Source organism: Kumtagia ephedrae, assembly GCF_003012745.1.
In the GTDB taxonomy this organism is placed as follows: domain Bacteria; phylum Pseudomonadota; class Alphaproteobacteria; order Rhizobiales; family Rhizobiaceae; genus Kumtagia; species Kumtagia ephedrae.
Genome location: NZ_PXYK01000008.1, coordinates 166,115 through 191,279 on the forward strand (window position 1 = coordinate 166,115; position 25,165 = coordinate 191,279).

Consider the following 25,165-nt stretch of genomic DNA (forward strand, 5'->3'; position numbering starts at 1 on the left):
GTGCGATGCCGCAGCCGATACTTGTGGTCGGATTGCTGCGCTGCACAATAATTGGCGTGAGGGATTGGCGTGACTTTACTTGAAGTCTACTGGCGAGCGCTGAGATACCTCGGCGCCGAAAAGCACAAGGTGGTGCTGATCTGCGCGGCGAACGTCGCGCTCGGCATGGTCACCATCGCCGAACCCGTCCTGTTCGGACAGATCATCGACGCCATCGCCGAGAAGGAGGATCTGGTCGATCCGCTGGCGTTGTGGGCAGGCCTGGGCGCCTTCAACATCGTCGCCTTCGTGCTGGTGGCGCGCGGCGCCGACCGCCTGGCGCATGCGCGGCGCGTCAGCGTGCTGTGCGAATCCTTCGAGCGCGTGATCTCGATGCCGCTGTCGTGGCACCAGAAGCGGGGCACCTCCAATGCCCTGCACACGCTGCTGCGCGCCGTCGAGACGCTGTTCACGCTGTGGCTGGAATTCATGCGCACGCATCTGGCGACGGCCGTCGCCCTGCTGCTGCTCATCCCGACGGCGCTGTCGCTCGACCTGCGCATGTCGATGGTGCTGTTCGCGCTCGGCGTGCTCTACGTGCTGATCGGGCGCATGGTCATGCGCAAGACCAAGGCCGGCCAGGCCCAGGTCGAAGGCCATTATCACGAGGTTTTCTCGCATGTCACCGACACCGTCAGCAACGTGACGGTGCTGCAGAGCTACAACCGCGTCGCCCAGGAGACAGAGGCGCTGCGCGGCTACACCCGCCGCCTGCTGGATGCGCAGTTCCCGGTGCTCGACTGGTGGGCCCTGGCCAGCGCCCTGCACCGGCTGGCCTCGACCATCTCGATGATGATCGTGCTGATCATCGGCGCCATGCTGGTATCCAGCGGCCAGCTGCGTATCGGCGACATCGTCGCCTTCACCGGCTTCGCCACGCTGCTGATCAGCCGGCTCGACCAGCTTTCGGCCTTCGTCAACCAGATTTTCGAGGCGCGCGCCAAGCTGGAGGCCTTCTACCAGCTCGAGGACGCCTCCGCCGAGGCGGTCGAGCCCGAGGGTCTCGACGAGCTCAAGAACGTCGGCGGAACGATCCGCTTCGAGGACGTCAGCTTCTCCTTCGCCGACACCGGCGAGGGGCTGGAGGATGTGTCCTTCGAGGTGAAGGCCGGTCAGACGGTAGCGATCGTCGGGCCGACCGGCGCCGGCAAGACGACGCTGATCAACCTGCTGCAGCGGGTGCACACGCCAAGACACGGCCGCATCCTGATCGACGGCGTCGACACCCGCACCGTGACCAAGCAGTCGCTGCGCCAGTCGATCGCCGCGGTGTTCCAGGATGCCGGCCTGTTCGACCGCTCGATCGAGGAGAACATCCGCATCGGACGCGAGGGCGCGGCCAACACCGAGGTGCATGCCGCAGCCGAGGCCGCCGCCGCGCAGGAGTTCATCCTGGCCAAGAGCGAAGGTTACGACACGCGTGTCGGCGAGCGCGGCGGCCAGCTCTCGGGCGGCGAGCGGCAGCGCGTGGCGATCGCCCGCGCCATCCTGAAGAACGCGCCGATCCTGGTGCTCGACGAGGCGACCAGCGCGCTCGACGTCGAGACCGAGGCGCGCGTCAAGGACGCGATCGACGGACTGCGCCGGGGCCGCACCACCTTCATCATCGCCCACCGCCTGACGACGGTGCGCGATGCCGACCTCGTCATCTTCATGGATAAGGGCCGCATCATCGAGATGGGCGGCTTCGCCGAGCTGTCGGCCACCAATGGCCGCTTCGCCGCGCTGCTGCGCGCCGGCGGCCTGCTGGCGGACGACGATGTGCGACGCCTGAGCCACGTCCCGGTGCGCGAACGGGCGGCCTGACACAGGTCCTCCTTTTCCGAAGGGGCGGTTCCGGGCTTCTCCCGGGGTGCAGGCAGAAGGACTTGCCGCTCCTTCTATCTGCTGGAACGGCCGCTGGCATGAGACACGGCCGGCAGGCCGCGGGCGGCGGAGAGACGCGTGCTTCCGCTTCGTTCGGCCGCGTTGCGGCAGGCACGGCACGGCGCTATGTAAGGCCCCATGAGCGAGACCAGCACCCGCGACCAGACGGCCCGCCCCGGGCGATGGGCGGAGCTTGCCAATCCGACGCGCTTCCTCGCGCTGGCCGACCGGCTGATTCCCTGGCTTGCGGCCGCGGCCACGGTCGTCCTGGCCGCCGGGCTCTATATATCCTTCACGGCGCCCGAGGATTACCAGCAGGGCATCACGGTGCGGATCATGTACATCCACGTGCCGTTCGCCTGGCTGTCGATGCTCTGCTATTCGCTGATGGCGCTGTCGGCGCTGGGCACGCTGGTGTGGCGCCATCCGCTCGCCGACGTCGCGCTGAAGGCGGCGGCACCCATCGGCGCCCTGTTCACGGCCCTCGCGCTGGTCACCGGCTCGATCTGGGGCAAGCCGATGTGGGGCACCTGGTGGGTGTGGGATGCCCGCCTGACCTCGGTCTTCGTGCTGTTCCTGATGTATCTCGGCATCATCTCGCTGACGCGGGCGCTCGACGATCCGTCGCGCTCTGCCCGCGCCGCGGCCATCATCACGCTGGTCGGCTTCGTCAACATCCCGATCATAAAATTCTCGGTCGACTGGTGGAACACGCTGCATCAGCCGGCTTCGGTCATCCGCTTGGACGGACCGACCATTCATCCGAGCCTTTTGTGGCCGCTGCTGGTGATGGCGGCCGGCTTCACCATCCTGTTCGTCGCGCTGCATCTGATGGCGATGCGCAACGAGATACAGCGCCGCCGCGTCGCCGCCATGCGGCAGGTCGCGGCACGGCGGGCCGAGCGGACGGCGCTTAGAACGCCTTGAAGGTCAGCGTCGTCAGCGAGCGCACGATGCCCGGCACATTGGCGACGTTCTCGTTGATGAACTTTCCGATGTCGACGCCGTCGTCGATATAGACCTTCATCAAAAGATCGTACTCGCCGCTGGTCGAATAGAGCTCCGACGCCACTTCGCGTTCATAGAGCGCGTCGGCCACCTCGTAGGTCTTGCCCGGGGCACATTGCAACTGGACGAAAACGGCTCGCATGGGACCTCCGGTTGTCTGAGCGGCCCCTTCTTACATCGCCCGCCTTGGGCCGGCCAGTGCCGCCGTGATGTCCGGCCGCCGACGCACCGGACGTCCTGTCAGCCGGTCGGCGCATCCGGGCGCAGCAGGCCTTCGGTCTTCAGGTCCTCCCACAATGCCGGCGGAATCCTCGCGTCGAGCAGGGCGCGGTTGCTCTCAACCTCAGCCACCCGCTGGCCGCCGGGGATGACCGAGACGACGGAAGGGTGCGCCAGCGGGAACTTCAGCGCCGCCTCGATCAGGCGGACGCCGTGGCGCTTGCAGACGGCTTCGATTCTCGCCACGCGGTCGAGAACTTCCTGCGACGCTTCCGAGTAATTGTAATAGGCGCCCGGCTTCGCGCCCGTGGCGAGGATGCCGGAATTATAGGGGCCGCCGAGCACGATGCCGATGCCGCGCTCCTGGCAGAGCGGCAGGAAACTCTCCAGTGCCTCCTGCTCCAGCAGCGTGTAGCGGCCGGCGAGCAGGAAGAGGTCGAAGTCGCCGCGTTCGGCCAGCGCCTGCGCCGCCTGCCATTCGTTGATGCCGGCGCCGATCGCCTTGATCACGCCCTGGTCGCGCAGCGACACCAGCGCGCCGTAGCCGGAGCGCATCAGCTCGTCGATGCGGGCGTCGGCGGCGGCGCGGCTGCCGTGGGTGAAGACGTCCACGTCGTGGGCGAAGAGGATGTCGATGCGGTCGACGCCGAGGCGCTCCAGCGAGAACTCGACCGAGCGCATGACGCCATCATGGCTGTAGTCGTAGACCTCGCGCCGCGACGGCGTGTCGAAGAATTTTCCTATGCCGGTGCGCCGGTCCGGCGAGCAGACCTCGAGCAGGCGGCCGATCTTGGTCGACAGCACGTAGTCGTCGCGGGGCTTGCCGCGCAGGAAGCGGTTGAGGCGGGTCTCCGACAGGCCGAGGCCGTAGAGCGGTGCCGTGTCGTAATAACGCACGCCGGTCTCCCAGGCCTTTTCCAGGATGGCATGGGCGTCGTCATCGGAAACGGCGCGGTAGAGATTGCCGAGCGGCGCCGTGCCGAAGCCGAGCTCGGTGAAATCCAGGCCGCCATTGCCGATGCGGTCGAAGTGCCGAACGTCCATTCCGTTTCCTCCCGATGGACCGGGACATCAGCCCGGTCCGTAGTGCATGACGATGCGACTCTACTTCACAGCACCCGCCGTCATGCCCTTGATAAGATAGCGTTCCAGCAGAACGCCGATGATCGCCAGCGGCGCGATCGCGGCGGTCGACAGCGCCGCCATCGACCACCAGTTGATGCCTTGCGAGCCGGTTTGGCTGGCGACCATGACCGGGATGGTGTTGGCGTTGGTCGAGGTGAGCAGGGCGGCGAAGAAATATTCGTTCCAGCACAGCACCATCGACAGGATGAAGGCCGCCACCATGCCGGGCAAGGCGATGGGGAGCACGATCTGAAAGAAAGCGCCCCAGACCGACAGGCCGTCGACGAGGGCCGCCTCCTCCAGTTCGACCGGGATCGAGTTGAACTGGTCGCGCATGATCCAGATCACGATCGGCAGCACCATCAGCGTGTAGAGCAGGATCAGGCCGATGCGCGTGTCGAGCAGGCCGAGCCCCTTGTAGAGCGCGAGGAAGGGCAAGGCGAGCACGACGGGCGGCAGGATCAGCTGCGACAGGAAGAAGAAGGAAATGTCCTCGTTCTTCATCCAGCCGAACTTGTAGCGGAAGCGGGTGAGCCCATAGGCGGCGAGGCTGCCGATGACGATCGCCAGCGCCGAGGCGCCGACCGAGGTGATCACCGAATTGAAGAAGCGCTTGAGAAACTCGTCGCGCACGGTGGAGGTGCCGCCGATGGTGTCGGGCGACAGGCCGAGCGAACGCCAGCCGCGCCAGTCCGGCGTGAAGTCGACCCATGGGATCAGATGGCCCTGGGTGACGTTGGGCGCGGTCTTGAACGAGGTGGTGATGGTCCAGTAGATCGGGAACAGGCAGATGAAGGCCCAGAAGATCAGCGCCCCGTAGATGAAGACGCGGCTGGTGAGGAAGGCCGCCGGCGAGCGGACTTCCGAAGGGGCGTGTTCGATGGCTTCGGCAGTCATGCGGCCACCTCGAATCTGGTGTGCAGAGCACCCCCACCCCTAACCCCTCCCCACAAGGGGGAGGGGGATACTGCGACCGTTGCGCCAACAGTGATGATGATAGCGCCGCGTTGTTCCCCTCCCCCTTGTGGGGAGGGGTTAGGGGTGGGGGTACGGTTCATCTCCATCGCCATCACGTCACATTCCGCACGAAGCGGCTCGCGAGCTTCAGCAGCAGCGTGACGAACACGATGATGATGATCAGATAGACCATGGCGAGCATGGTGCCGTAGCCTACGTTCGACCGGTCGCGGTACTCGCGGAAGATGAAGCTGGTCACCGTGTCGGTCGCCCCGCCCGGACCGCCGGAGGTGACGGTGATGACGATGTCGGCGAGCTTCAGCTTGAAGATGATGCGCAGGATGAGCGCGGTCACCGACACCGGCAGCATCAGCGGGAAGGTGACGCCCCAGAAAGTCTGCCAGGCGGAGGCGCCGTCGACCTTGGCGGCTTCCAGCACGTCGCGCGGCATCGCCTGCAGGCCGGCGAGCAGCATGATCATCAGGAAGGGGATGAAGGTCCAGGCGTCGAGCAGCATGATAGAGATCTTCGCCGACCACGGGCTGGCAAAGAAGGCCGGGTTTTCCCAGCCGAGTTTTCTGGCCAGCGTGGCGGCCGGGCCGAAGCGGTATTCCATCAGCGACTTGCCGATCATCCACGACACCGCCACCGGCGACAGCATCAGCGGCAGCAGGAAGACGACGCGGAAGAATTTTCGCGCGCGGATCTGGGCGTTGAGCAGCAGCGCCAGGCCGAAGGCGATGACGTATTCGACGAACACAGCCAGCACGTAGAAGACCATGTTGAGCAGCGCGTTGCTGTAGAACGGGTCGCGCAGCATCTGCCAGAAATTGGCGAGGCCGTTGAATTTCGGCGTGCCGCTGAGATTCCAGTCGAGCGTGGCGATGTAGAAGCCGAACAGGGTGGGGAACACCACCATGGCGATGGTGAAGAGCAGCGCCGGCAGCAGGAACAGCGCGCGATACCCTTCCTCGCCGCGCGTCAGCACCTGGCCGACGCCGAGCGCCACGCCCCACAGGATGTAGGCATAGAGCAGCGGCCGCCAGGTCGAAAAGCCGAAGCCGATGGCGCCGGCGGCATGAAAAATCTGGATGAGTGCGACAATGGCAAGGCCCGCCGTGGCGAGCGCCATGAGGGCGCGGCCGAGGTTTTTGCGACCCGGCGCGATGGTATCGAGCGAGGCGCCGAGCGACGTGTTCTCAGCGATTGCCGTGGCTTGTTCGGACACGCGGGGTTCCACAAGATGGGTGACAGGAAGCCTATCCCGGCTTGCCGGTCAAAAAAAGCCCGGCGGCAACGCCGCCGGGATGATGTCCAAGCGTTTCGCCGGGCTACATGCCGAGCGAGGCCTTGTAGAGCTTGATTTGGTTCTCGCGGCCGATCTGGTCGGTGATCTTCTCCCACGCGGCGGCGATGGCGTCGGCCGTCTCCTGAGCGGAGGCATACTGGCCGTTGACGCCCTTCACCAACTCGTCCTCGGCGATCGAGTAGTACTGGAAGATGCCGGGGATGCGCGGTTCGATGGCGGCATTCGGGTGATTGTAGCTGTCGAGGTTCGAGCCCAGATAATCCTCGACGAAGGCGCGGTCGTAGCCCGCCGCTTCCCACTCCTCATACTGGAAGTGCGAGTTGCGGTAGGGCTGGAAGCCCGACGGGTAGGCCGAGGTCCACAGCGACAGGTCCTTGCCGCCAAGGTGCGCGGCGGCCGACCAGGCGGCCTTGCGCTTCTTCTCGTCGGACGAGACGCGGCTCGTCACATAGACGCCCCAGCCGAGATAGGCCATGTTAGGAGCGAAATTCTCCTTCTCCTCCCAGGCGCTGGTCTTGGCGTTGTAGACGCGCTTGGCGCCGGGATTGATCGAGAAGCCGACCACGTCGCCGACCACGGAGGTGTCCGAGGTGCGGGCATTGGAGCCGACGTCGCCCCACCAGCAGAGCGCAGCACCGGTGCCGCCGAGGAACTGCGAGAACGCGGTGGCGTTCGGGTCGGCATTGAGCTGATCCGGCGGATAGGCATTGGCCTTGACGAGGTCGAGCACGTCCTGGATCGCCTGAACCCAGGCCGGATTGTTGATGCGCGGCTTCATGGTGTCGGGGTCGAACAGCCACGCCGCGTCGTCCGGATGCTTGGCGTAGGCGCTGGCGCGGTCCCCGAGGAAATAGAAGCCGAAGCCGCCCCACTGGTATTTCAGCGGGTCGAGGAAGCCGAAGGCCGGCGTTCCGGTGATCGGGTCGTTCTTGCCGGCAAGGGCGGCGGCGAGCGCCGGGAAATCCTCCCAGTGCGTCGGCACATCGGCCATGCCGCTGATCGAGCCGTCGCCGAAATAGTCCTTGCGATAGGCGAAGGTGTGGCAGTCGCCGTCGATCGTGATACGGTAGGTCTTGCCGTCCCAGGTGCCGACCGGCGCCTTCAGATAGTTGACGAGGTCGTCGGCCTCGATCTGGGTAGCGACCCAGTCGGGCATCTCGTCGAGCAGGCCGCGGCCGGCCGTGTCGCCCTCGAAGGGCGCGCCCATCTCGATGATGTCGAAGTCGACCGTGCCGGTGGCGATCGACTGCTGCAGGCGGGCGTTGTAGTCGGCCTGGGCGAGGTCGATCCAGTTGATCTTGGCGCCGGTATAGGCCTCCCACGGCTTGAGGAAGCCGCGGAACAGGAAGTTGTGGAGGTTCTGGTTGTTGAGCCCCATGAAGGTGAGCTCGACGCCGGCGAACTCGCCTTCCTTGACGTTGGCCTTGGTGGCGCCGAGGCAGAGCTCGCCGACCTTCTGCCAGTCGGCGTCGGTGGGCGAGCCCTTGCCGACGCCCGGAATCTTCAGGATCTCGGCGCGCACATTGTCCTGCGCGGACGCCCCCCCGGCCAGCGCGCCGAGGCCCGCCGACGAGGCGGCGGCGACCGCCGCCATGCTCGCGGCGCCCTTCAGCACGTCGCGGCGGGTCGCCCCCATGCGGACGAGATGGTTATAGAGACTTACCTTCATGTCGTTCTCCTCCCGGACATGTTTGGAATTTTTGCTACGGCCAGTGGTCTGTCGCGGGTGCGCCTGTCGTTCCCCTTATCTCGCGCTGACGAGCGAGCTTTTCCCTCGGCCGTTCATTGGTGCATGACTATTTCATGCGCGCAAGGGGCGCGCAACTGGTCTGGCGGGCATTGTCATTGGCCGATTGCTGATGGACGCCTGGCCATTTCGGCGGTAATATCAAGAGGTATCACCAAGCGCTAACGGCAATTCCAATGGCGACATCGATCAAGATCGACGACGACCTCAAGGCTCGCGTTCAACAGTTGGCCGGGCAAAGGCAGAGGTCGCCGCACTGGGTCATGCGCGAGGCCATCCGGCAATATGTGGAGCGCGAGGAAGCCCGGGAAAGTTTCAAGAAGGAAGCCCTCTCCTCTTGGACGGAATATCAGGAGACGGGTCGCCATCTCACCGGAGAAGAGGTGCGCGGTTGGCTCCGGACCTGGGGCGGTGACGACGAGCAGGCAGTGCCCGATTGCCACGAGTGATCGTCACCGAGGCGGCGGCCCTCGGGCTGGAGCGGTACCGCCGCATTCTGACCGGCAAGAATCCGCATGCTGCGAAACGCGCCGCCCAGGCGATCGAGCGGCAGTTTCTGCTGCTGGAAATGACGCCGGACATGGGCCGTCCATTCGCCGATGCCCCTGAACTGCGCGAAATTCTGATCAGCTTCGGCGATTCCGGGTATGTGGCCTTGTACCGCCATGAACCGTCCGACGATGCCGTGTACGTGCTGGCGTTCAGGCATCAGAAGGAAGCGGGGTACTGATCCAGGGCGGAAAGGAGGCGCGTTCCTCCTCGTGAGCTTTGCGCGAGCAGGATGGCCAAAACCTCCGCTGTGGACTCCCGCCCGCCGGCCCGTTAGCTTCGCCGCAAAATGGCCGAGCGGCCGATGGGGGGACGATGGCTCAGGTGGCGATCCGGGACGTGTCGAAGGACTTCGGGGCCGTCAAGGTGCTGCACGGGGTCAGCGTCGACATCCCCGACGGCGCCTTCGTCGTGCTGGTCGGGCCGTCCGGCTGCGGCAAGTCGACCCTGCTGCGCATGGTGGCCGGGCTGGAAAGCGTCAGCGGCGGCACCATCGCGATCGGCGAGCGTACCGTCAACAACCTGCCGCCGGCCAAGCGCGACATCGCCATGGTCTTCCAGAACTACGCGCTCTATCCGCACAAGACGGTGGCGCAGAACATGGCGTTCGCGCTGAAGCTCAGGAAGACCGAGCCGAAAATCATCGCGGAACGGGTGAGGAAAGCCGCCGAAATCCTTGACCTGACTCCCTATCTCGGCCGCTACCCCCGCCAGCTCTCCGGCGGCCAGCGCCAGCGTGTGGCCATGGGCCGGGCGATCGTGCGCGACCCGCAGGTGTTTCTCTTCGACGAGCCGCTCAGCAATCTCGACGCAAAGCTGCGCGTGCAGATGCGCACCGAGATCAAAGAACTGCACCAGCGGCTGAGGACGACTACCATCTATGTCACCCACGACCAGGTCGAGGCCATGACCATGGCCGACAAGATCGTCGTCATGCAGGCCGGCCGCATCGAGCAGATCGGCGCGCCGCTCGACCTGTTCGACCGTCCCGCCAATATATTCGTGGCGGGCTTCATCGGCTCGCCGGCGATGAACCTGCTCAAGGGCCGGGCCGTGGCCGGCGGCGTCGACATCGGCGGTACGGTCATGCCGGTTCCGGCCGCCGCAAGGATCGAGGAGGGCCGGGAGGTTCTCTACGGAGTACGGCCGGAGCATTTCGACCTGGCCGAGGATGGATTTCCCGCGCAGATCAAGGTGGTGGAGCCGACCGGCTCGGAGACCATGGTGTTCCTGCGCTTCGGCGAGCGCGAGATCGTGACGCTGTTTCGCGAGCGGCACAATTTCAAGCCGGGTGACACGCTCGCCTTGCGCCCGCGCGCCGAACTCGTGCATCTGTTCGACCCGCAGAGCGGAAAGCGTCTCTGACCGGGACAGCCCTTCATGCGGACGTCGCCGCGATCTATTCGGGAGAAGATTCGATGCTCAAGGGAATAAACCCGCTGCTCAACGCCGACGTGCTCCAGGCGCTGCGGGCGATGGGCCATGGCGACGACCTGATCATCGCCGACAGCAATTTCCCGTCCGATTCGGTGGCGCGACAGACGCGGCTTGGCAGGCTGCTGAGGATCGACGCGCCGGCGCCCGCGGTGGCCAAGGCCGTGCTGTCGCTTTATCCGCTCGATACCTTCGTCGACGACGCGGCGGCGCGCATGGAGGTGGTCGGCAGCCCCGACGAGGTGCCGCTGGTGCAGCGCGAGGTGCAGGCCGCGATCGACGCGGCCGAGGGCAAGCCCTGGCCGATGATCGCCGTCGAGCGCTATGCCTTCTACGAACGTTCCAAGCGGGCCTATTGCGTCATCCAGACGGGGGAACGGCGCTTCTACGGCTGCTTCGCCTTCCGCAAGGGCGTGATCCCGCCGGACGCGGCCTGACGCCATGGCGAAGCCGATCGTCATCCTCGGCGTGTTCGTCGCCGACACCGCCTATAGGGCGCAGCGCCAGCCGCGCATCGGCGAAACCCTTCTGGGCAACGGCTTCAAGCTCGGCCCGGGCGGAAAAGGCTCGAACCAGGCGGTGGCCGCCGGACGCCTCGGCGCGGATGTGAGCTTCGTCACCAGGCTCGGTTGCGATCCCTTCGCCGAGATGGCGCTGGCGACCTGGAAGGAAGCGGGGGTGAAGCCCGCGGTGATCGAGACGCCGGAGAGCTATACCGGCGCCGCCTACATCTTCATCGAGGAGGGAACGGGCAACAACGCCATCATCGTCTCGCCGGGTGCTGCCATGCTGATCTCGCCCGCCGACATCGACCGGCATGCCGGGCTGATCCGCTCGGCCGGCGTCTTCGTCACCCAGCTCGAGCAACCGGTCGACGCGGCGATCCGGGCGCTGGAGATCGCCCGCGGGGCAGGCGTCACGACGATCCTCAATCCAGCGCCGGCGGCGAGCCTGCCGGAGCGCATCTTCGCGCTCTGCGACTACGTCACCCCCAACGAGACCGAGACGGAGGAAATGACCGGCATCAAGGTCGAGTCGGTCGAGGACGCCCGCCGGGCCGCCGAGGCCTTTCTCGCAAAGGGTGCCGGAGCGGCGCTGATCACCTTGGGCGAGCGCGGCGCGCTGCTGCATGACGGCCGGCGCTCCGAGCTGGTGTCGGCGGTGACTGCCGGTCCGGTGGTGGAAACCACGGGGGCAGGGGATGCCTTCAACGGCGGCTTCGCCGTCGGCCTGTCGCGCGGGCTCGACCCGCTGGACGCGGTACGCTTCGCCTGCGCGGTGGCCGGCATCTCGGTGACCCGTCCGGGCACGGCGCCGTCCATGCCGTCGCTTGCCGAGGTCGAGGCGTTGCTGGCGCGCTTCTAGGCGCGCCGTCCGGCCGCGCGGCCCGCAGCCGCGATCCGGCGGTCGAAGAACGGCCGCAGGAAGGGCATGGCGACCGAGCCGAACATGCCGAGCATCTTCATCTGCACACCGGGATAGATGGCGAAGCGGCCTCGGTCGAGGCCGGCGAGCGCTGCCCGGGCCACGGCCTCGGCGCTCCACAGGCCGCCTGCGCCGATCGCCGCCTGCGCCTCGGCCGGGCGCAGCGGCCGCTCGGCGGCAAGCTGCGGCGTCTCGGTATCCGGCGGAAAGCAGATCGAGACGGTGATGCCGAGCGGCCTGGCCTCCGCCCTCAGCGCCTCGGCGAAGCCGGCGACCGCGTATTTCGACGCGCAATAGGCGGTGTAGCCGAAAATGCCGATCAGCCCGGCGCCGGAGCCGAGCATCAGGATTTTTCCCTGCCGCCGCGCCTTCATGCCCGGATAGACGGCGCGCACGGCGTTGACCGTGCCGAAGAAATTGGTGCGGATCTGGTTTTCGAAGGCCTCAGGCGCCTGTTCATCGAAGCGACCCGGCAAAACGATGCCGGCCGAACTAACGAGCGTCGCGCAGGGGCCGAGCACGGCCTCGCATTTCGCGATTGCGCGTACGATCTCGCGGGTTTCCCCCGCGTCGGCGGCTTCGGCATGGAACCGGCCCTTGCCGAATCGCGTCTCGAGATCGCGCAGCCGCTCGTCCAGGCGGGATTGCGAGCGGCCGATCAGCGACACGCTATCGCCGCGCGCCGCGCTCGCCTCGGCGAGAGCCGCGCCGATGCCGCTCGATCCCCCGGTGATGATCACATGCGCCATGCTGCCCTCGACCGTGCGTTCTTACCATCCTGCCGTGAGGTCAACAAACCGAACGCGCTTGCGCACGGATATTGGATCACGTCACCTTGATTTGCCGTGAAAAAATTGCGAACACCCATGCGCCGACGGCAATACCAGAGGGGGTTGAGCCGTTCTGACAGGCATCAGACCTCGCTGTCCTGCGGGGGTCCTCGACGGGGAACGGCTTGAGTTTGGGACTGTTCGAGCACCCTCTCGCGCTTTTGACCGCGGCCCCTGCCGCGGTTGTCATCGTGGCTGCGATAGCGGATCGCTTTGCCCTGCCGGCCAAGGTATGGCGCGGCAGCCGCCCGGTCCGCTCGCCGGCGGCCACGGCAGTCGACTTCGCCGCGTGGATCGCCGTCGTGCTGCTGGTATACGCGCTGTTCTTCGCCATCTCCTGGCGACCGCTCTACGCACTCGCCGGGAGCCTCAGCACCTTCATTATCTTCACGCTGATTTCACGCGCCAAGTTCCAGTTCATCCGCGAGCCGCTGGTCTTCTCCGACGTGGCGCTCGCCTTCCTGGTCCTGCGGCACAAGGAAATGTTCTATGCGACATGGCTCAACGTCGCGTTCTGGGTGGTGGCGCTGGGCTATGTGTTCGGCGCATCGGCGCTGTTCATGATCTTCGAGGAGCCGATCCTGCCGGGTGTCGCGCAGGAACTGGCGATCGCGGCCGTGCTCGTGGCTGCGGCGGCGCCGGGGCTGCTGCTGTTCCTGTCCGGCATCCGCCAGCCGCTCGCCGGACTTTCCGCAGCGCTCATCGGCAAGGACGACATCAAGACGCTGACCGTTCGGCTGGGCACATCGGCGGCGCTGCTCTACGGGTTCCTTGCGTGGCTCGGCCGCCGCGAAGCTCCGCGGCTGCGTCCGGCTGCTTCGAGCTTGTCGGGCGCCGCGGCGCCCGTCGATGCCGCCGGCAAAGGCGACATGCCGCTGCTGGTCGTGTGGCAGTCCGAATCGTTCATGGACATGCGCCATTTCGGCGTGAAGCTTGCCCTGCCCAATCTCGATCGCCTGCGTCGGCGCGCCGTGGAATGGGGCCGCATGTCGAGCGTTTTCGAAGGTGGCTACACGCTGCGCACCGAATTCTCGGTCATTTCCGGGCTGCCGCCTGAGGCGCTGGGCCCCGACGCGTCCTATCCATATCTGCGCGCCGCCGCCTATTCCGAGATCGCGTGGCCCAACCGCCTCCGCAAGGCCGGGTGGAACACGCATTTCCTGCACCCCTACGACCGCCGCTTCTTCTCGCGCGACCGCGCCCTGCCGCTGCTCGGCTTCGAGGCGATGACCATGCTCGACGGCTTCGAGCACGACCCGCGACACCAGGGCCCCTACGTCTCGGACATGACTCTGTCGGAACGGCTGCTCGATCTTTGCCGGGGCGACGGCTCGAAGGGACAGTTCCTGTTCGCCGCCTCGGTCGAGAATCATGGGCCGTGGCGCCCCAGCCCGCGTGGCGGCGGCGAGCCGCTCGACATCTATCTCGCCATCCTGCAGCGCTCCGATGCCGCGCTGGGCTTCCTTGCCGACGAACTCGACCGGCTCGACCGCCCCGTCTGGCTCGCCTTCTACGGCGACCATGCGCCGATCCTCAAATCCTTCGCCGATCCGTTTCCCGATCCGAGGACGGACTACGTGATCGTGCCGATGGCCCGTGCCGCCGAGGGCGCCGCCCCGCAGCCGTCTCCGGTGGAGAAGGCGCCGTGGGAGCTGATCGCCGATATGGTAAGGCATGCCGGCCTGCGCGGCCCGCTGGCCGATGCCGGAGGCGCCCGATGAGCCCCGGCGACTTGCTCGGCCCGCCGCTGCGCGGCCGCACCTTCCTGTTCCTGCAGGGGCCGTCGTCGCCGCTGTTCGCGCGCATCGCCGCGCATCTGGATAAGCTCGGCCACCGCTGCCTGCGCGTCAATCTCTGCGCCGGCGATTGGGTTTTCTGGCGCCGCCAGGGCGGCATCAATTACCGGGGTAGGCTTGCCGACTGGCCTGCCTTCATCGCGAAGCTGATGGATACCGAAGGGGTCGGCGGCATCGTGCTGCTCGGCGAGGAGCGGCCGCACCACCTCGCCGCGGCGGAGGCGGCCAAAGCGCGCGGCATTCCTGTCTATGCCGTCGAGATGGGCTACCTCAGGCCGGACTGGATCCGCATCGAACGCGACGGCAGCGGCTATCATTCGCATTTCCCGACCGATCCTGCCGTGATCCTGAAGGCGGCCGCGGGGCTGCCCGAGCCAGACTTGAAGGTGCAGCACTACACGCAGTCCTTCCTGGCGGACGCCGTTTACGACCTGCTCTTCAACCTGCCCAACGTCTTTCTGCGGTTCCTGTATCCGCATTACCGCTGGCACGCGATCTTCCATCCGCTCGCCGAATACGCCGGCTGGGTCGCCCGGCTGCTGCAGGCGCGGGGCCGCGCCCGCCGGCGCATGATGACGCTGCAGCGTATCCACGATGCCCGCGATCCCTATTTCGTCTTTCCGCTGCAACTGGAGACGGACTACCAGATCCGTGCCTATTCGAACTTCCGGAGCCAGCGGGACGCCATCGCCCTCGTCATCGAGTCGTTCGCGGCCAACGCGGCACCGGATGCGCGCCTGCTGTTCAAGGTGCACCCACTCGACAACGGCCTGATCCCCTGGGAGAAGGAGATCGCGGCCCATGCGAGGCGCAAGGGCATCGCCGACCGCGTTCACTTCGTCGACGGCGGCAATCTCGCGCGCATGATCATGCTTTCGGCGGGCGTGGTCACCATCAACTCGACGGCCGGCATCGTCGGCCTGCAGCGCGGCAAGCCGGTCAAGGCGCTCGGCGTCGCCATCTTCGACATACCGGGACTGACCGACCCCGGGCCGCTCGATCGCTTCTGGCGGGAGGGCGCCGCGCCCGATCCCGAACTGGTCGACGCGTTCCTGCGCCTGATCGCGGCGACGCTGCACGTTCGCGGCAACTTCTACTCGTGGGCGGGCGTGGAGGCCGGCGCCGAGGCGATCGCCCGACGCCTGCACGAGGGCAGGGTCAACGAGCCGGGCGGCTTCGTGTCGGTACCGCCACGCATGCGGCCGGTGGACGCCGCGCCGTGAACGCGCCGCCCTGGCCTTGGGGCTGTAGCGCTATGATTCGGCCGCCATCCGGCGCAGGACGGCCTCGATATCGACGGAACCCACACCGAAATTGCGGGCGATGAGGGCCTCCAGCTTCTCGGCAGTCCTGCTCACGGCGAACTCGATCTGCTCGGGCGTGTGCTCGGCGGTGATGAAGAAGCGCAGCCGCGCCTGTCCTTCCGGGACCGCCGGATGGATGATCGGCATCACGTTGATGCCGGCCTCCAGCAGGTCGTTGCAGAGCTGCGCGGCGCGCATCGAATCGCCGACGATGACCGGGATGACCGAGCAGCCGACGCTCACCCCGGTGTCGAGTCCGCGGGCGCGCGCCAGATCGAAGAACAGGCGGCCGTTGGCGCGCATGCGCGTGACGCGCTCCGGCTCGCGATCGATCAGGTCGAGCGAGGTCCAGGCGGCCGCGGCGAGCGCCGGCGCCAGACCGACGCTGTAGACGAAGCCGCCGGCATGGCCCTTGAGCAGGGTGACCAAGGCCTCGTTGCCGGCGACATAGCCGCCGCAGCTCGCGGTCGTCTTCGACAGCGTGCCCATCCAGATGTCGACGTCGCGCGGATTGCAGCCGTGATACTCGGCCGTCCCGCGGCCGGTCCCGCCGATGACGCCGAGCGCATGCGCGTCGTCGACCATCAGCCAGAAACCGTAGCGCGCCCTGAGTTCGATCAGCCGGCGCAGGTCGGCGACGTCGCCGTCCATGGAGTAGACGCCTTCGACCAGCACCAGGGTGCGCCGGTGCCGGCCGGCCACCGAGCGCAGGACGCGCTCGAGATCCTCGGCGTCGTTGTGGCGGAAGAAGCGCCGATGCGCGCCGGACAGCTTTGCGCCCGTCAGCGCGCTGTTGTGGATGAACTCGTCGTGGATGATAAGGTCTTCCGGCCCGAGCAGCGTGCCGATCGCAGTGACGTTGGTCAGATAACCGCTGACGAAGACGATCGCCGCCTCGACGCCGTAGAAGGACGCGAGCTTGGCCTCGAGCTCGCCATGGATCGGGCGCTCGCCGGCGACCAGCCGGCTGGCGGAGGCCGAGATGCCGTAGCGGTCGATCGCCTTCTTGCTGGCCGCGAGCACCTCAGGATGGCGGTTCATGCCGAGATAGTCGTAGGAGGCGAAGTTGACCAGTTCCCGGCCGTCCACGACGGTGGTGGCGCCCGCCGCCCCGGCATGGCTGCGGAAGAATGGGTTGTCGATGCCGAGCTGGTCGCCGGCCGCGGCCTGCGCCATGATCTGCCTGTGCTCAGGCAGGTCGGCGAAGGACGGCACCTGTTCCGTTGGAAACGGCGCGGCCGGCCGCGCGACCCGCTTCGCCGCCGGACGGGCATGGTCCTTCATGAAACTCAGCACCTGGTCGCGGACGGCGCTGGCGTCTCGGTTCCTGGAGCTCGGAGCGTCCTTCATTGCGAGCCTGCCTTTGCCAGCGTCGTATGGCGCGTGGCGAGGTGGTCGACGACGGTGACATTGGCGGCCTTGTCGTCGGCCATGCCGGTACCGGCGTGCTCGGTGACCTTGAGGTAGAGCTTGCGCGCGACGTCGCCGACCGTGGTGCTCTGGGTGACGCTGGACAGCGGCATCTCGAACCCTGTCTTCTGCCGGAAGCTCATGCCAAGCTCCATCGCCATCAGGCTGTCGAGCCCGACATCCTTGATGATTTTCAGCGGCGAGATCTCGGTCGCCGGGATGCGCAGGATGGTCGCGATCTCGGTGGCGACGAGCTGGAAGATCAACTGCTCGCCTTCCTCCTGGGTCTTGCCCTGTACCAGCCAGACGAGGTCGATGCGGTCGCCGTCGCCGCCGGCCGACTGGGTCTTGGCCGAGCGCGCGACCACTTCGAAGAGCGGCGCGGCGACCGTCTTCAGGTGCCGGGCCATGCCCATGTCGATCTCGGCGATCGCGATCACCGCCGCCTCGACCGTGCCGGGGTCGCGTCCCACATAGGCGTCGACATAGGCGAGCGCCTGCGCGGCCGACATGCCGGTCTTGCCGATGCGCTTCGACAGGAGATCGTTGACGTCGCTGTTGCGGGCAAGGAAGCCGGTGTCGGAGATGGCGCCGAAGCCGACGGCGAGCGCCGGCCGGCCTGCGTGCCGGCGCGCCCGGGCCAGCCCTTCGAGATAGCCGTTCGCCGCGACATAGTTGGCCTGTCCGGGGTTTCCGACCAGCGTCGTCGCCGACGAGAACAGGATGAAGTGATCGAGGGCGTCCTGCCTGGTCAGCCGGTCGAAGATTGCCGCTGCCCTGGCCTTGGGCGCCACGACCGCGCGCACCCGCTCTTCCGTCAGGTTCTCGATGAGGGCGTCGTCCAGCACCATGGCGGCGTGGACGACCGTCTTCAGCGGCCCCGAGGCGCGAACGGCCTCGAGCATACCCGTAACCGCCGCCTCGTCGGTGATGTCGCAGGCATGGAGTGAGGTCTTCACGCCCTGCGCTGCCCACTTGGCGATGGCGGCTGTCGTATCGTCGTCGGCCACGCCGCGGCGCGAGCAGAGCGCGATCTTGCGCGCGCCCTTCTCCACCAGCCAGTGCGCCGTCGCCAGTCCGAAGCCGCCTATGCCGCCGAGCACGAGATGGACGCCGGCGGGATCGGCGCGCAGGCCGGCCCGCGGAGCCACCAGCACGGCATCCTCGCCGGGAACGGGCGCCTTGACCACGATCTTGCCGATATGGCCGGAGCCCTGCATCAGTCGGAAGGCGGAAACGATCTCGTCATGCCGGAAGGCGCGGTAGGGCAGGGGCGTCAGGTCGCCCTTCTCGAACAGCGCGGACAACTCGGCGAGCAGACTGGCGCTCAGCTCCGGCTGGGCGTTGAGCAACTGGTCGGCGTCGATGCCGAAATAGCTGATGTTGCGGCGGAACGGCCGCAGCCCGATCTTGGTGTCGGCGTAGAAGTCGCGCTTGCCCAGCTCGAGGAAGCGGCCGAACGGCTTGAGCAGCGACAGGCTCCGCTCCATCGCCTCCGAGAACAGCGAGTTGAGCACGATGTCCACGCCCTTCTGGCCGGTCGCGGCGAGCACGTCCTCCACGAAGGTGAGCGTGCGCGAGTTGAACACATGGTCGGCGCCCAGGGTCTCCAGCAGCCGACGCTTCTCCACCGATCCCGCCGTGGCGATCACCGTGGCGCCGCGTGCCTTGGCGACCTGCAGCGCCGCCAGGCCGACGCCGCCAGCGCCGCCATGGATCAGGATCGTCTCGCCGGCGCGGATGCGGGCGAGTTCGACGACCGCGTAGTAGGCGGTGAGGAAGGCGACCGGCAGCGTCGCCCCGGCGATCGGGTCGATACCGGCCGGCAGCCGCGCCACGCCCGAGCGCTTCACGCAGACATGTGTCGAGAAGGCCGCCGGGGCGACCGCCATGACGGCTTCGCCCACCGCGAGATCCTTGACGCCGGCGCCGATGGCCAGCACGTGGCCGGCGCACTCCATGCCGATCGTCGGGCCGGCAAAACCGTCCTCGAGCGCCTCCTCGGGCAACATGCCCATGGCCCACATGACGTCGCGGAAATTGAGCCCGGTGGCGGCAACGGCAATGAGCACTTCGTCCGGGCCGGGCATGGACGGCGTCGCCGTCTGCCAGACGATGCTGGCGACCTGCGAGGCGACGGCCTGACGGACGGTCGCCGCTGTGAAGTCGTGCGTGCCGGATTGCCCGCCGCTGGCGGGGCCGGGCACGATCCGCAGTTCCTGCGCATTGCCGGTGTCGGGATCGATCGCCCACTCGCGGTTGTCGCTGTCGCCGGTCATCAGCGCCAGGGTCTTTTCCAGTCCGACAGCCGGGCCGCCGTCGCAGCCCGACAGATCGACGCTGTGCAGGTCGATCGCCTCGACTTCGTTGCGCAGCACGCGCAGATAGCTGCGCAGCCCCTCGTCGCGGGCCGAAAGCGGTGTTGCACCGTCCGGAGACTTGCCGGCGGGACTGCCGAGCAGGACGGCGAGCCGCTTCTTCGCCGCGGCATCGCCGACCTGCAGCGCCTGTGCGACCATGGCCACCTGCATCACGCTCTTCGCCAGCCAGTCCGAGTCGTCTCCCTCGACCGCCGCCGGCACGTAGATGACGTTGCGTGCTGCCGGATCGAGGCCGGCAAGGGCAGACGAAAACGCCTGCCGGTCCGCTTCGGCGTCACCTAGGAGACGGATCGATGCGAAGGGCGGCCTGCTCTCGAAGGCCGCATCGCCATGATGGACGACCAGCGCCGGCTGCCGTTCCGCCGGCCAGGCCGGCAGCGCGATCGTGCCGCGTGCCGCCGCTTCCACGGTGACGACGGGTCCCTCCGCAAGTCCGTGCTGCGTTACGGCCGATGCCTCCAGCGGCAACAGGCGCAGCAAGGACTGCCAATCCTCCGCCGAGGCCAACTGGCCCACGGGGAACTCGATGCTCTTGCCGCGATCGAACCAGCCATCGCTCAGACCGAAAGCGAAATCGGCAAAGGTGCTGGGCGCGGGTGCGCAGATCATCAGCTGCGTCGCCGGGCCGAACAGCGCTTCGATGGTCCTTCCGGCGTCATCGCCGCTCATCAGTGCGAAGGCGTGGTCGGCCGCGCTGATCACGATATCGGCGAGGCCGATCTGGACCACGTCGGACGGACGCGCGATCGTCACCAATGGAGCGGCCTCGAAGGCGATCGAGAGTTCGGCAAAGGCGGTGTCGCGCGATTCGACCGCGACAAAGGCCGCGCCGGTCTCCGCAGCCAGGCGCGCCAGATTGGCGGTTACCGACCGCGAAACGGTGCCGAGTTCGACGATGCGGCGCACCGGCCGGACCTCTCCTCCGCCACGAAGCGCCTTGCGCAGCGCAGAGGTGATCATCTTCACCCGCGCGGCGCTGGCCGGCGAATGCGCCCTGAGCGTATCGATCGTGGTGTCGCTCAGCACGTTCGGCCGCGTCGATGCCTCGTCGAGGCGCTCGACCGGTCCCGCGTGCAGCCTGTCGAGGCGGTCCATCGCCTCCAGGTGCACGTCGTTCACCGCGACGATCTCGGCGATGCGGTCCGGCCTGTCGCGATAGACGGCACCGACGATCTCGGCCACCGCGGGCAACGAGCAGTCGGTCTCGATCCTCCAGTCCCCGTCTTCGCGCCGGGCCAGATCCACCGACTCCAGCAGGTACAGGCAGTTCGCCAGGAAGCATTGGAAGTCGGCATCGCCGGGCAGCGCGACGGCGGCGAGGATGCCGGTGTTGCGGCTTGCCTTGCGGGCGATCTCGAAGCTGGCGCGGTAGATCGCCGCCTCGATCATCTGGGAAGAGCCGTCGCCCTGGTCGTCGCCGGCCTCGAAAAATGGCCCAGGCTTGGCCGGCATCTCCGCAGCGGGCTGGAACGGCGGAACCCGGCTCGGCACAAGCGCCTGGTGATAGGTGACGTCGTCCAGCGGCTTCTGCTGGCGAAGGTAGGTACGCTTGAAGCGGCAATCTTCGATAACCGCGGCGATTTCGCCGGATTTGTCGAAGAACGTGAAATCGGCCTTGATCGAGCCTGCCGAAACGCGCCGGATGTCGATCACCGCCCGCGTGAGCGTGCCGCCGGCACCGTAAAGGCGCGTGCAGCCGAAGCGGACGGGAATATAGGGCGCGCCGCGCGCCTCTCCGGAGATGTCGCCGAACACGGCGACGAGGCCGTGGAAGGCGGCGTCCACGGAGACCGGGTGCAGGTTATAGGTCACATGCGGATTGCGCGGCGCGGCCGGCAGGTCGAGCGCGACGTCGATCCGGTCCTCGCCGATCCGCGAGGCCTCGCGCAGAAGCTGGAAGGTCGGACCGTAGTCCAGTCCGAAGTGACGGGCCGTCTCGTAGGCCACGGCACCGGCAATCGGTTCCTTCTGCGCGCGCTTGCGCGCCGGGACCGGTTTCGGTCGGCCGGCCGGGAGACGGTGGCAGCGGGCGATGGCATGCACCGTCCAATCGTCGCTGCTCAGCCTGTCGCGCGACCTGATCTCGATGTCGCCGGTGTCGCCGGAAATGGTCGTCGACAGCTCGCGCAAATGGCTGTCGGACAGTTCGAGCGGACGGAAGATTTCCAGATTGGAGATTTCGACCTGCTCGGTCTCCAGGAACTGGCTCGCCGCCGAGATCGCAATGTCGAGGAAGGCGCTGCCGGGCAGGATCGGCTGGCCGTCGACGACATGTTCGGCGAGGTCGGGGAAGAGGTGCGCGTCGACATGGTTCTTCCAGCTTCCGCCGGACCGGTCGATGCGCCAGCCGGCGAGCGTATGCGGCGTATCGAGGCGCCCGTAGAGGTCGATGGCGTCGCTGGTGAACTCGTGGCGCATGTCGATCGGCTCGAACGGCAGCGACGGCAGTTCGACGCGCGCGTTGCGTGTGCCGAAGGCCTTCCGCCGGTCGAAGGCGCCGCCATTGGCGATCACGCGGGCGAAGGTGGTGGAGACCGGGTCCGCGGCGTTATCCTCGCGCAGCAGCGAACCGATGGCGGCCGCGGCGACCGAGCGGTCCTTGATCGTGTCCTTCAGATAGGACGTCAGGATCGGGCGCGGGCCGATCTCGACGAACAGGGTGCAGCCGAGGTCGATCGCCGTATGCGTGGCCTGCACGAAATGCACGGGCTCGCGCACGTTGCTCCACCAGTAGGCCGGATCGAGGCTGTTGCCGGACAGCACGCCGCCGGTCACCGTCGATATGAACGGCACCTGCGAGGTCCTGAGCGCGATCTGCGACATGTCCTCGAGGAAATCGTCCTTGGCGATCTCGATCAGCGGATGGTGGAAGGGATAGTTGATGTCGAGAACCTGCCCGACGACGCGTTCCGCCCGCATGACATCGCGCAGCGCCGCGATCTGCTCGGTCGGTCCGGAGACCGACACCGATCCCTTGGCGTTGACGGCGGCCACGGTGATCTGGTCGAGGCCGTGGCGTCGGAAGAAGGCCATCGCGTCGTCCGGCGCGAGCTGCACCGCGGCCATGCCGCCCGAGCCGGCCAGCCGGTCCTGATGGTAGGAGCGCTTCGCCACCACGGAGACGGCGTCGACCAGCGAGATCGCCCCGGAGACGTAGGCGGCAGCCACCTCGCCGACCGAATGGCCGTAGACGGCAGCCGGCTTCACTCCGAGCAGGCCGAGCACGTCGGCGAGAGCGGCCTGTATGGCGAACAGCAGCGGCTGTCCGATCTTGGTGTCGCGCAGCTTCGTGTCGAGCTCGGGGTCGAGCAGCAGGTCGATGAGGCTGATCTGAGCGCGGACCTGGAACAGCGCGTGGATGACGTTGAAGCGGTCGCGGAAGGCCGTGTTGCGCCGGTAGGCGTCGATCGCCATGCCGGCCCATTGCGAGCCGTTGCCGGAAAACACGAAGGCGATCCTGGCGTCGTCCTGTACGGCTTCGGCCTGCACGCCTTCCTTGGCGTTGCGATCGCGCAGGCGCGCGTCGAGCGCCCTGACAATGGTTTCCGGGTCGTCGCCGACCGCGACGAACCGATGTTTCAGGCGTGCCCGATTCGCTCCCGTGGCCGCCACGAGCGGACGGCGCTCGTGGGTCGCGACATCCTTCAGCCTGGCGCGGTGGGATTTAAGCAGCGCTTCCAGCGCGGACGCGGTATGGGCGCTGGCGAGAAACACCTTGCCGCCGGCCTCCGGCTTGTCGCGGACGGGCCCGTCATGCGGATCGCTGATGATGACATGCGCGTTGGTGCCGCCGAAGCCGAAGGAATTGACGCCGGCGAGCCGCGCATGCTTGCCGTGCAGCAGCTCGATCGGTTCGCCAGCGACATGGACGTTGAGCGCCTTGAAGTCGACCGACTCGTTCGGCGTGTCGAAATGCAGCGACGCCGGGAAGAAATTATGTTCCAGCGCCAGCATCGCCTTCATCAGGCCGAGCAGGCCGGATGCAGGCTCGGTGTGCCCGATGTTGGTCTTGATCGAGCCGATGGGGATAGGCGCCCGGCGGGAAGCCCCGATGACGGTGCCGATCGACCAGACCTCGGCCGGATCGCCCACCTTGGTGCCGGTGCCGTGGCCCTCGATGAAGGCGAGCCGGTTCGGATCGATGCCGTTGCCTTCGTAGAGAGATCTCAGCAACTGCGCCTGCGCCTGCTGCGAGGGAAGCGAGATGCCGTTGGTCCGGCCGGCGGAGTTCACGCCGGAGGCGAGGACGCGGGCATAGCTGCGGTCGCCCTCGGCAAGCGCGGTATCGCTGCGGCGCAGGATCACGACGGCGCCGCCTTCGGCCCGGACATAACCGATGCCGTCATTGTCGTAGGCACGGCAAAGCCCCTCAGGCGACAGCATCCTGGCCTGCGCGAAGCCGACGAAGGCGAGCGGATGGGTGAGCGCGTTGACGCCGCCGACGATCGCCGTGTCGACCTCTCCGTCCTCCAGCGCCTTCATCGCCAGGTCGAGCGCCACCAGCGACGACGAGCAGGCGGTGTCGACGGTGAGGCTCGGGCCGTTCAGACCGAAGACATGGGAAATGCGGTTGGAAACGATCGACAGCGTGTTGCCGGTCATGAAATGCGGGCCGGCCGCGGCGGGGTCCTCGACGATGAGGTTGCCGTGGTCGAGCGCCGATGCGCCGATATAGACGCCGACGCGCTGGCTGCGCAGGTCGGTGAAGTCGAGGTTCGCGCTTTCGAGCGCCCGCCAGGTGAGCTGCAGAATCATCCGCTGCTGCGGATCCATCAGCTGCGCCTCGCGCTGCGACAACCCGAACACTCCCGCGTCGAAGCTGAAGCAGTTGTCGATGATGCCCGCGGCAAACGTGTAGGTCTTGCCGCGCGTTCCGATTTCGGGATGCCAATAGCGCGATTGATCCCACCGGTCGGCGGGCACCTGCGTGATCATGCAGCGACGCTGCCGCAGGAGTTCGAAAAGCTGCTCTGGCGTGTTTGCGCCCGGCGCCAAAACGGCGCGACCAATGATTTCTACCGACATGTCCCCTGACGCCGTTACACCAAGATCATGAACCTGGACCGCCCCGTTCGAAGTCGGTTATTCAGGAAAAGAAACTCCCGATCCTGTTCTCGTTGCGCCTCCCATGAGGAGACGAAAGTCTGGTAACGACGCCATTGGCACGACCGACCGTTCCGGTACTTTGCATTGTTCAGCTCGTATTCTTTTTGCTGCCTGGTCACATGCCCCAACAAATCGGTAGTAGCTCATGTAACGGCGCGAGACAATCGAAGAAGGCAAAAAATGATGGAATATGACGCGGCATACCCGGAACAACGTTTCCGTTCAGTAGCTTAGCCCGGTCATGCGCGCCCGTCCTGTAGTCCTGCCACAATTTCGTCCCTATTGTCGTTTTCCAGGGACAATTGGTCGACGCCCGCTGAATACAGCCGTGGTATTCTTTAGTCACCTGATGACGAATATGAACATCATCTGGCAACCATTCTGATTTTTTGTGACGATCGTGGATGCCGCCGTCACTTCATCCATCCGATAATCGATGCGCTTCGACGTCTGGAGAGTCAAGGGCACGGCCATTGACAAGCCGTTTGCGCGCGATCATTGGACGTTCTACGCCCGGAAAACGGTCGCTCGGCACGGGGTTGAATGGTTGCTTTCGGAACAAGCGGGCTTCGCGGTCTGGCGACGGATCTCCTTTCGGGGCCTGGCTACGTGCATGTTTCGGCTTTTGCCGCCCATCTTGCGGAGGCGGGGCGGGCGGCT

The 25,165-nt window shown here is 66.8% G+C and carries 17 protein-coding genes; 9 read left to right on the forward strand and 8 right to left on the reverse strand.

Translation table 11 applies throughout. The features are described from left to right. Positions 1-69 precede the first annotated feature (69 nt). Both C7I84_RS10695 and C7I84_RS10700 read left to right on the forward strand, forming a co-directional pair. Complete coding sequence (locus C7I84_RS10695; protein ID WP_106772157.1) at positions 70-1,845, forward strand: glucan ABC transporter ATP-binding protein/ permease; 1,776 nt, start codon at positions 70-72, stop codon at positions 1,843-1,845. Positions 1,846-2,043: 198 nt separating this feature from the next. After that, on the forward strand, positions 2,044-2,832 hold the full coding sequence (locus C7I84_RS10700) for a heme ABC transporter permease (RefSeq protein WP_106772158.1): 789 nt from the start codon (positions 2,044-2,046) through the stop codon (positions 2,830-2,832). Here the strand turns inward: C7I84_RS10700 and C7I84_RS10705 are convergent. The 5 genes from C7I84_RS10705 to C7I84_RS10725 all read right to left on the reverse strand — a co-directional run bounded on the left by C7I84_RS10705 (position 2,819) and on the right by C7I84_RS10725 (position 8,192). Further along, a complete protein-coding gene (locus C7I84_RS10705) occupies positions 2,819-3,055 on the reverse strand; it encodes an Lrp/AsnC ligand binding domain-containing protein (RefSeq protein WP_106772159.1) in 237 nt (78 codons plus the stop codon). The genes C7I84_RS10700 and C7I84_RS10705 overlap by 14 nt on opposite strands. Before the next feature lie 98 nt (positions 3,056-3,153). Next, on the reverse strand, positions 3,154-4,176 hold the full coding sequence (locus C7I84_RS10710; protein ID WP_106772160.1) for an aldo/keto reductase: 1,023 nt from the start codon (positions 4,174-4,176) through the stop codon (positions 3,154-3,156). Positions 4,177-4,236: 60 nt separating this feature from the next. Beyond that, on the reverse strand, positions 4,237-5,154 hold the full coding sequence (locus tag C7I84_RS10715; RefSeq protein WP_106772161.1) for a carbohydrate ABC transporter permease: 918 nt from the start codon (positions 5,152-5,154) through the stop codon (positions 4,237-4,239). A 172-nt stretch (positions 5,155-5,326) separates the two neighbouring features. Beyond that, positions 5,327-6,442 carry a carbohydrate ABC transporter permease gene (locus C7I84_RS10720; protein WP_245428384.1) on the reverse strand — a complete coding sequence of 372 codons (1,116 nt, stop codon included), beginning with the start codon at positions 6,440-6,442 and terminating at the stop codon, positions 5,327-5,329. A 103-nt stretch (positions 6,443-6,545) separates the two neighbouring features. Then, positions 6,546-8,192, reverse strand: a complete 1,647-nt coding sequence (locus C7I84_RS10725) for an extracellular solute-binding protein (RefSeq protein WP_106772162.1) — start codon at positions 8,190-8,192, stop codon at positions 6,546-6,548. Positions 8,193-8,446: 254 nt separating this feature from the next. Between C7I84_RS10725 and C7I84_RS10730 the strand changes: the two genes are divergently transcribed. The 5 genes from C7I84_RS10730 to rbsK all read left to right on the forward strand — a co-directional run bounded on the left by C7I84_RS10730 (position 8,447) and on the right by rbsK (position 11,618). After that, complete coding sequence (locus C7I84_RS10730) at positions 8,447-8,719, forward strand: CopG family ribbon-helix-helix protein (protein ID WP_106772163.1); 273 nt, start codon at positions 8,447-8,449, stop codon at positions 8,717-8,719. Then, on the forward strand, positions 8,716-9,000 hold the full coding sequence (locus tag C7I84_RS10735) for a type II toxin-antitoxin system RelE/ParE family toxin (RefSeq protein WP_425351323.1): 285 nt from the start codon (positions 8,716-8,718) through the stop codon (positions 8,998-9,000). Before C7I84_RS10730 ends, C7I84_RS10735 begins: the two co-directional genes overlap by 4 nt. 134 nt (positions 9,001-9,134) lie before the next feature. Continuing rightward, complete coding sequence (locus C7I84_RS10740; protein ID WP_106772165.1) at positions 9,135-10,184, forward strand: ABC transporter ATP-binding protein; 1,050 nt, start codon at positions 9,135-9,137, stop codon at positions 10,182-10,184. A 53-nt stretch (positions 10,185-10,237) separates the two neighbouring features. Then, a complete protein-coding gene (locus C7I84_RS10745; RefSeq protein WP_106772166.1) occupies positions 10,238-10,690 on the forward strand; it encodes an RbsD/FucU family protein in 453 nt (150 codons plus the stop codon). 4 nt (positions 10,691-10,694) lie between these two features. Continuing rightward, positions 10,695-11,618 carry a ribokinase gene (rbsK, locus tag C7I84_RS10750; protein ID WP_106772167.1) on the forward strand — a complete coding sequence of 308 codons (924 nt, stop codon included), beginning with the start codon at positions 10,695-10,697 and terminating at the stop codon, positions 11,616-11,618. On the opposite strand, the gene C7I84_RS10755 is transcribed toward rbsK, so the two are convergent. Beyond that, entirely contained in the window at positions 11,615-12,427 is an 813-nt protein-coding gene (locus tag C7I84_RS10755; RefSeq protein WP_106772168.1) for an SDR family oxidoreductase, read from the reverse strand. The genes rbsK and C7I84_RS10755 overlap by 4 nt on opposite strands. Positions 12,428-12,606: 179 nt before the next feature. Between C7I84_RS10755 and C7I84_RS10760 the strand changes: the two genes are divergently transcribed. Further along, positions 12,607-14,229, forward strand: a complete 1,623-nt coding sequence (locus tag C7I84_RS10760; RefSeq protein ID WP_425351324.1) for an LTA synthase family protein — start codon at positions 12,607-12,609, stop codon at positions 14,227-14,229. After that, a complete protein-coding gene (locus C7I84_RS10765; protein WP_106772170.1) occupies positions 14,226-15,527 on the forward strand; it encodes a capsule biosynthesis protein in 1,302 nt (433 codons plus the stop codon). The genes C7I84_RS10760 and C7I84_RS10765 overlap by 4 nt, the downstream gene beginning before the upstream one ends. Before the next feature lie 30 nt (positions 15,528-15,557). Here the strand turns inward: C7I84_RS10765 and C7I84_RS10770 are convergent, their stop codons facing one another. Further along, positions 15,558-16,958, reverse strand: a complete 1,401-nt coding sequence (locus tag C7I84_RS10770) for an aminotransferase class I/II-fold pyridoxal phosphate-dependent enzyme (RefSeq protein ID WP_106772171.1) — start codon at positions 16,956-16,958, stop codon at positions 15,558-15,560. Beyond that, the gene (locus C7I84_RS10775) at positions 16,955-24,424 is read right to left on the reverse strand and encodes a type I polyketide synthase (RefSeq protein WP_106772172.1); all 7,470 of its coding nucleotides are present in this window, start codon (positions 24,422-24,424) and stop codon (positions 16,955-16,957) included. Before C7I84_RS10775 ends, C7I84_RS10770 begins: the two co-directional genes overlap by 4 nt. Positions 24,425-25,165: the final 741 nt, after the last annotated feature.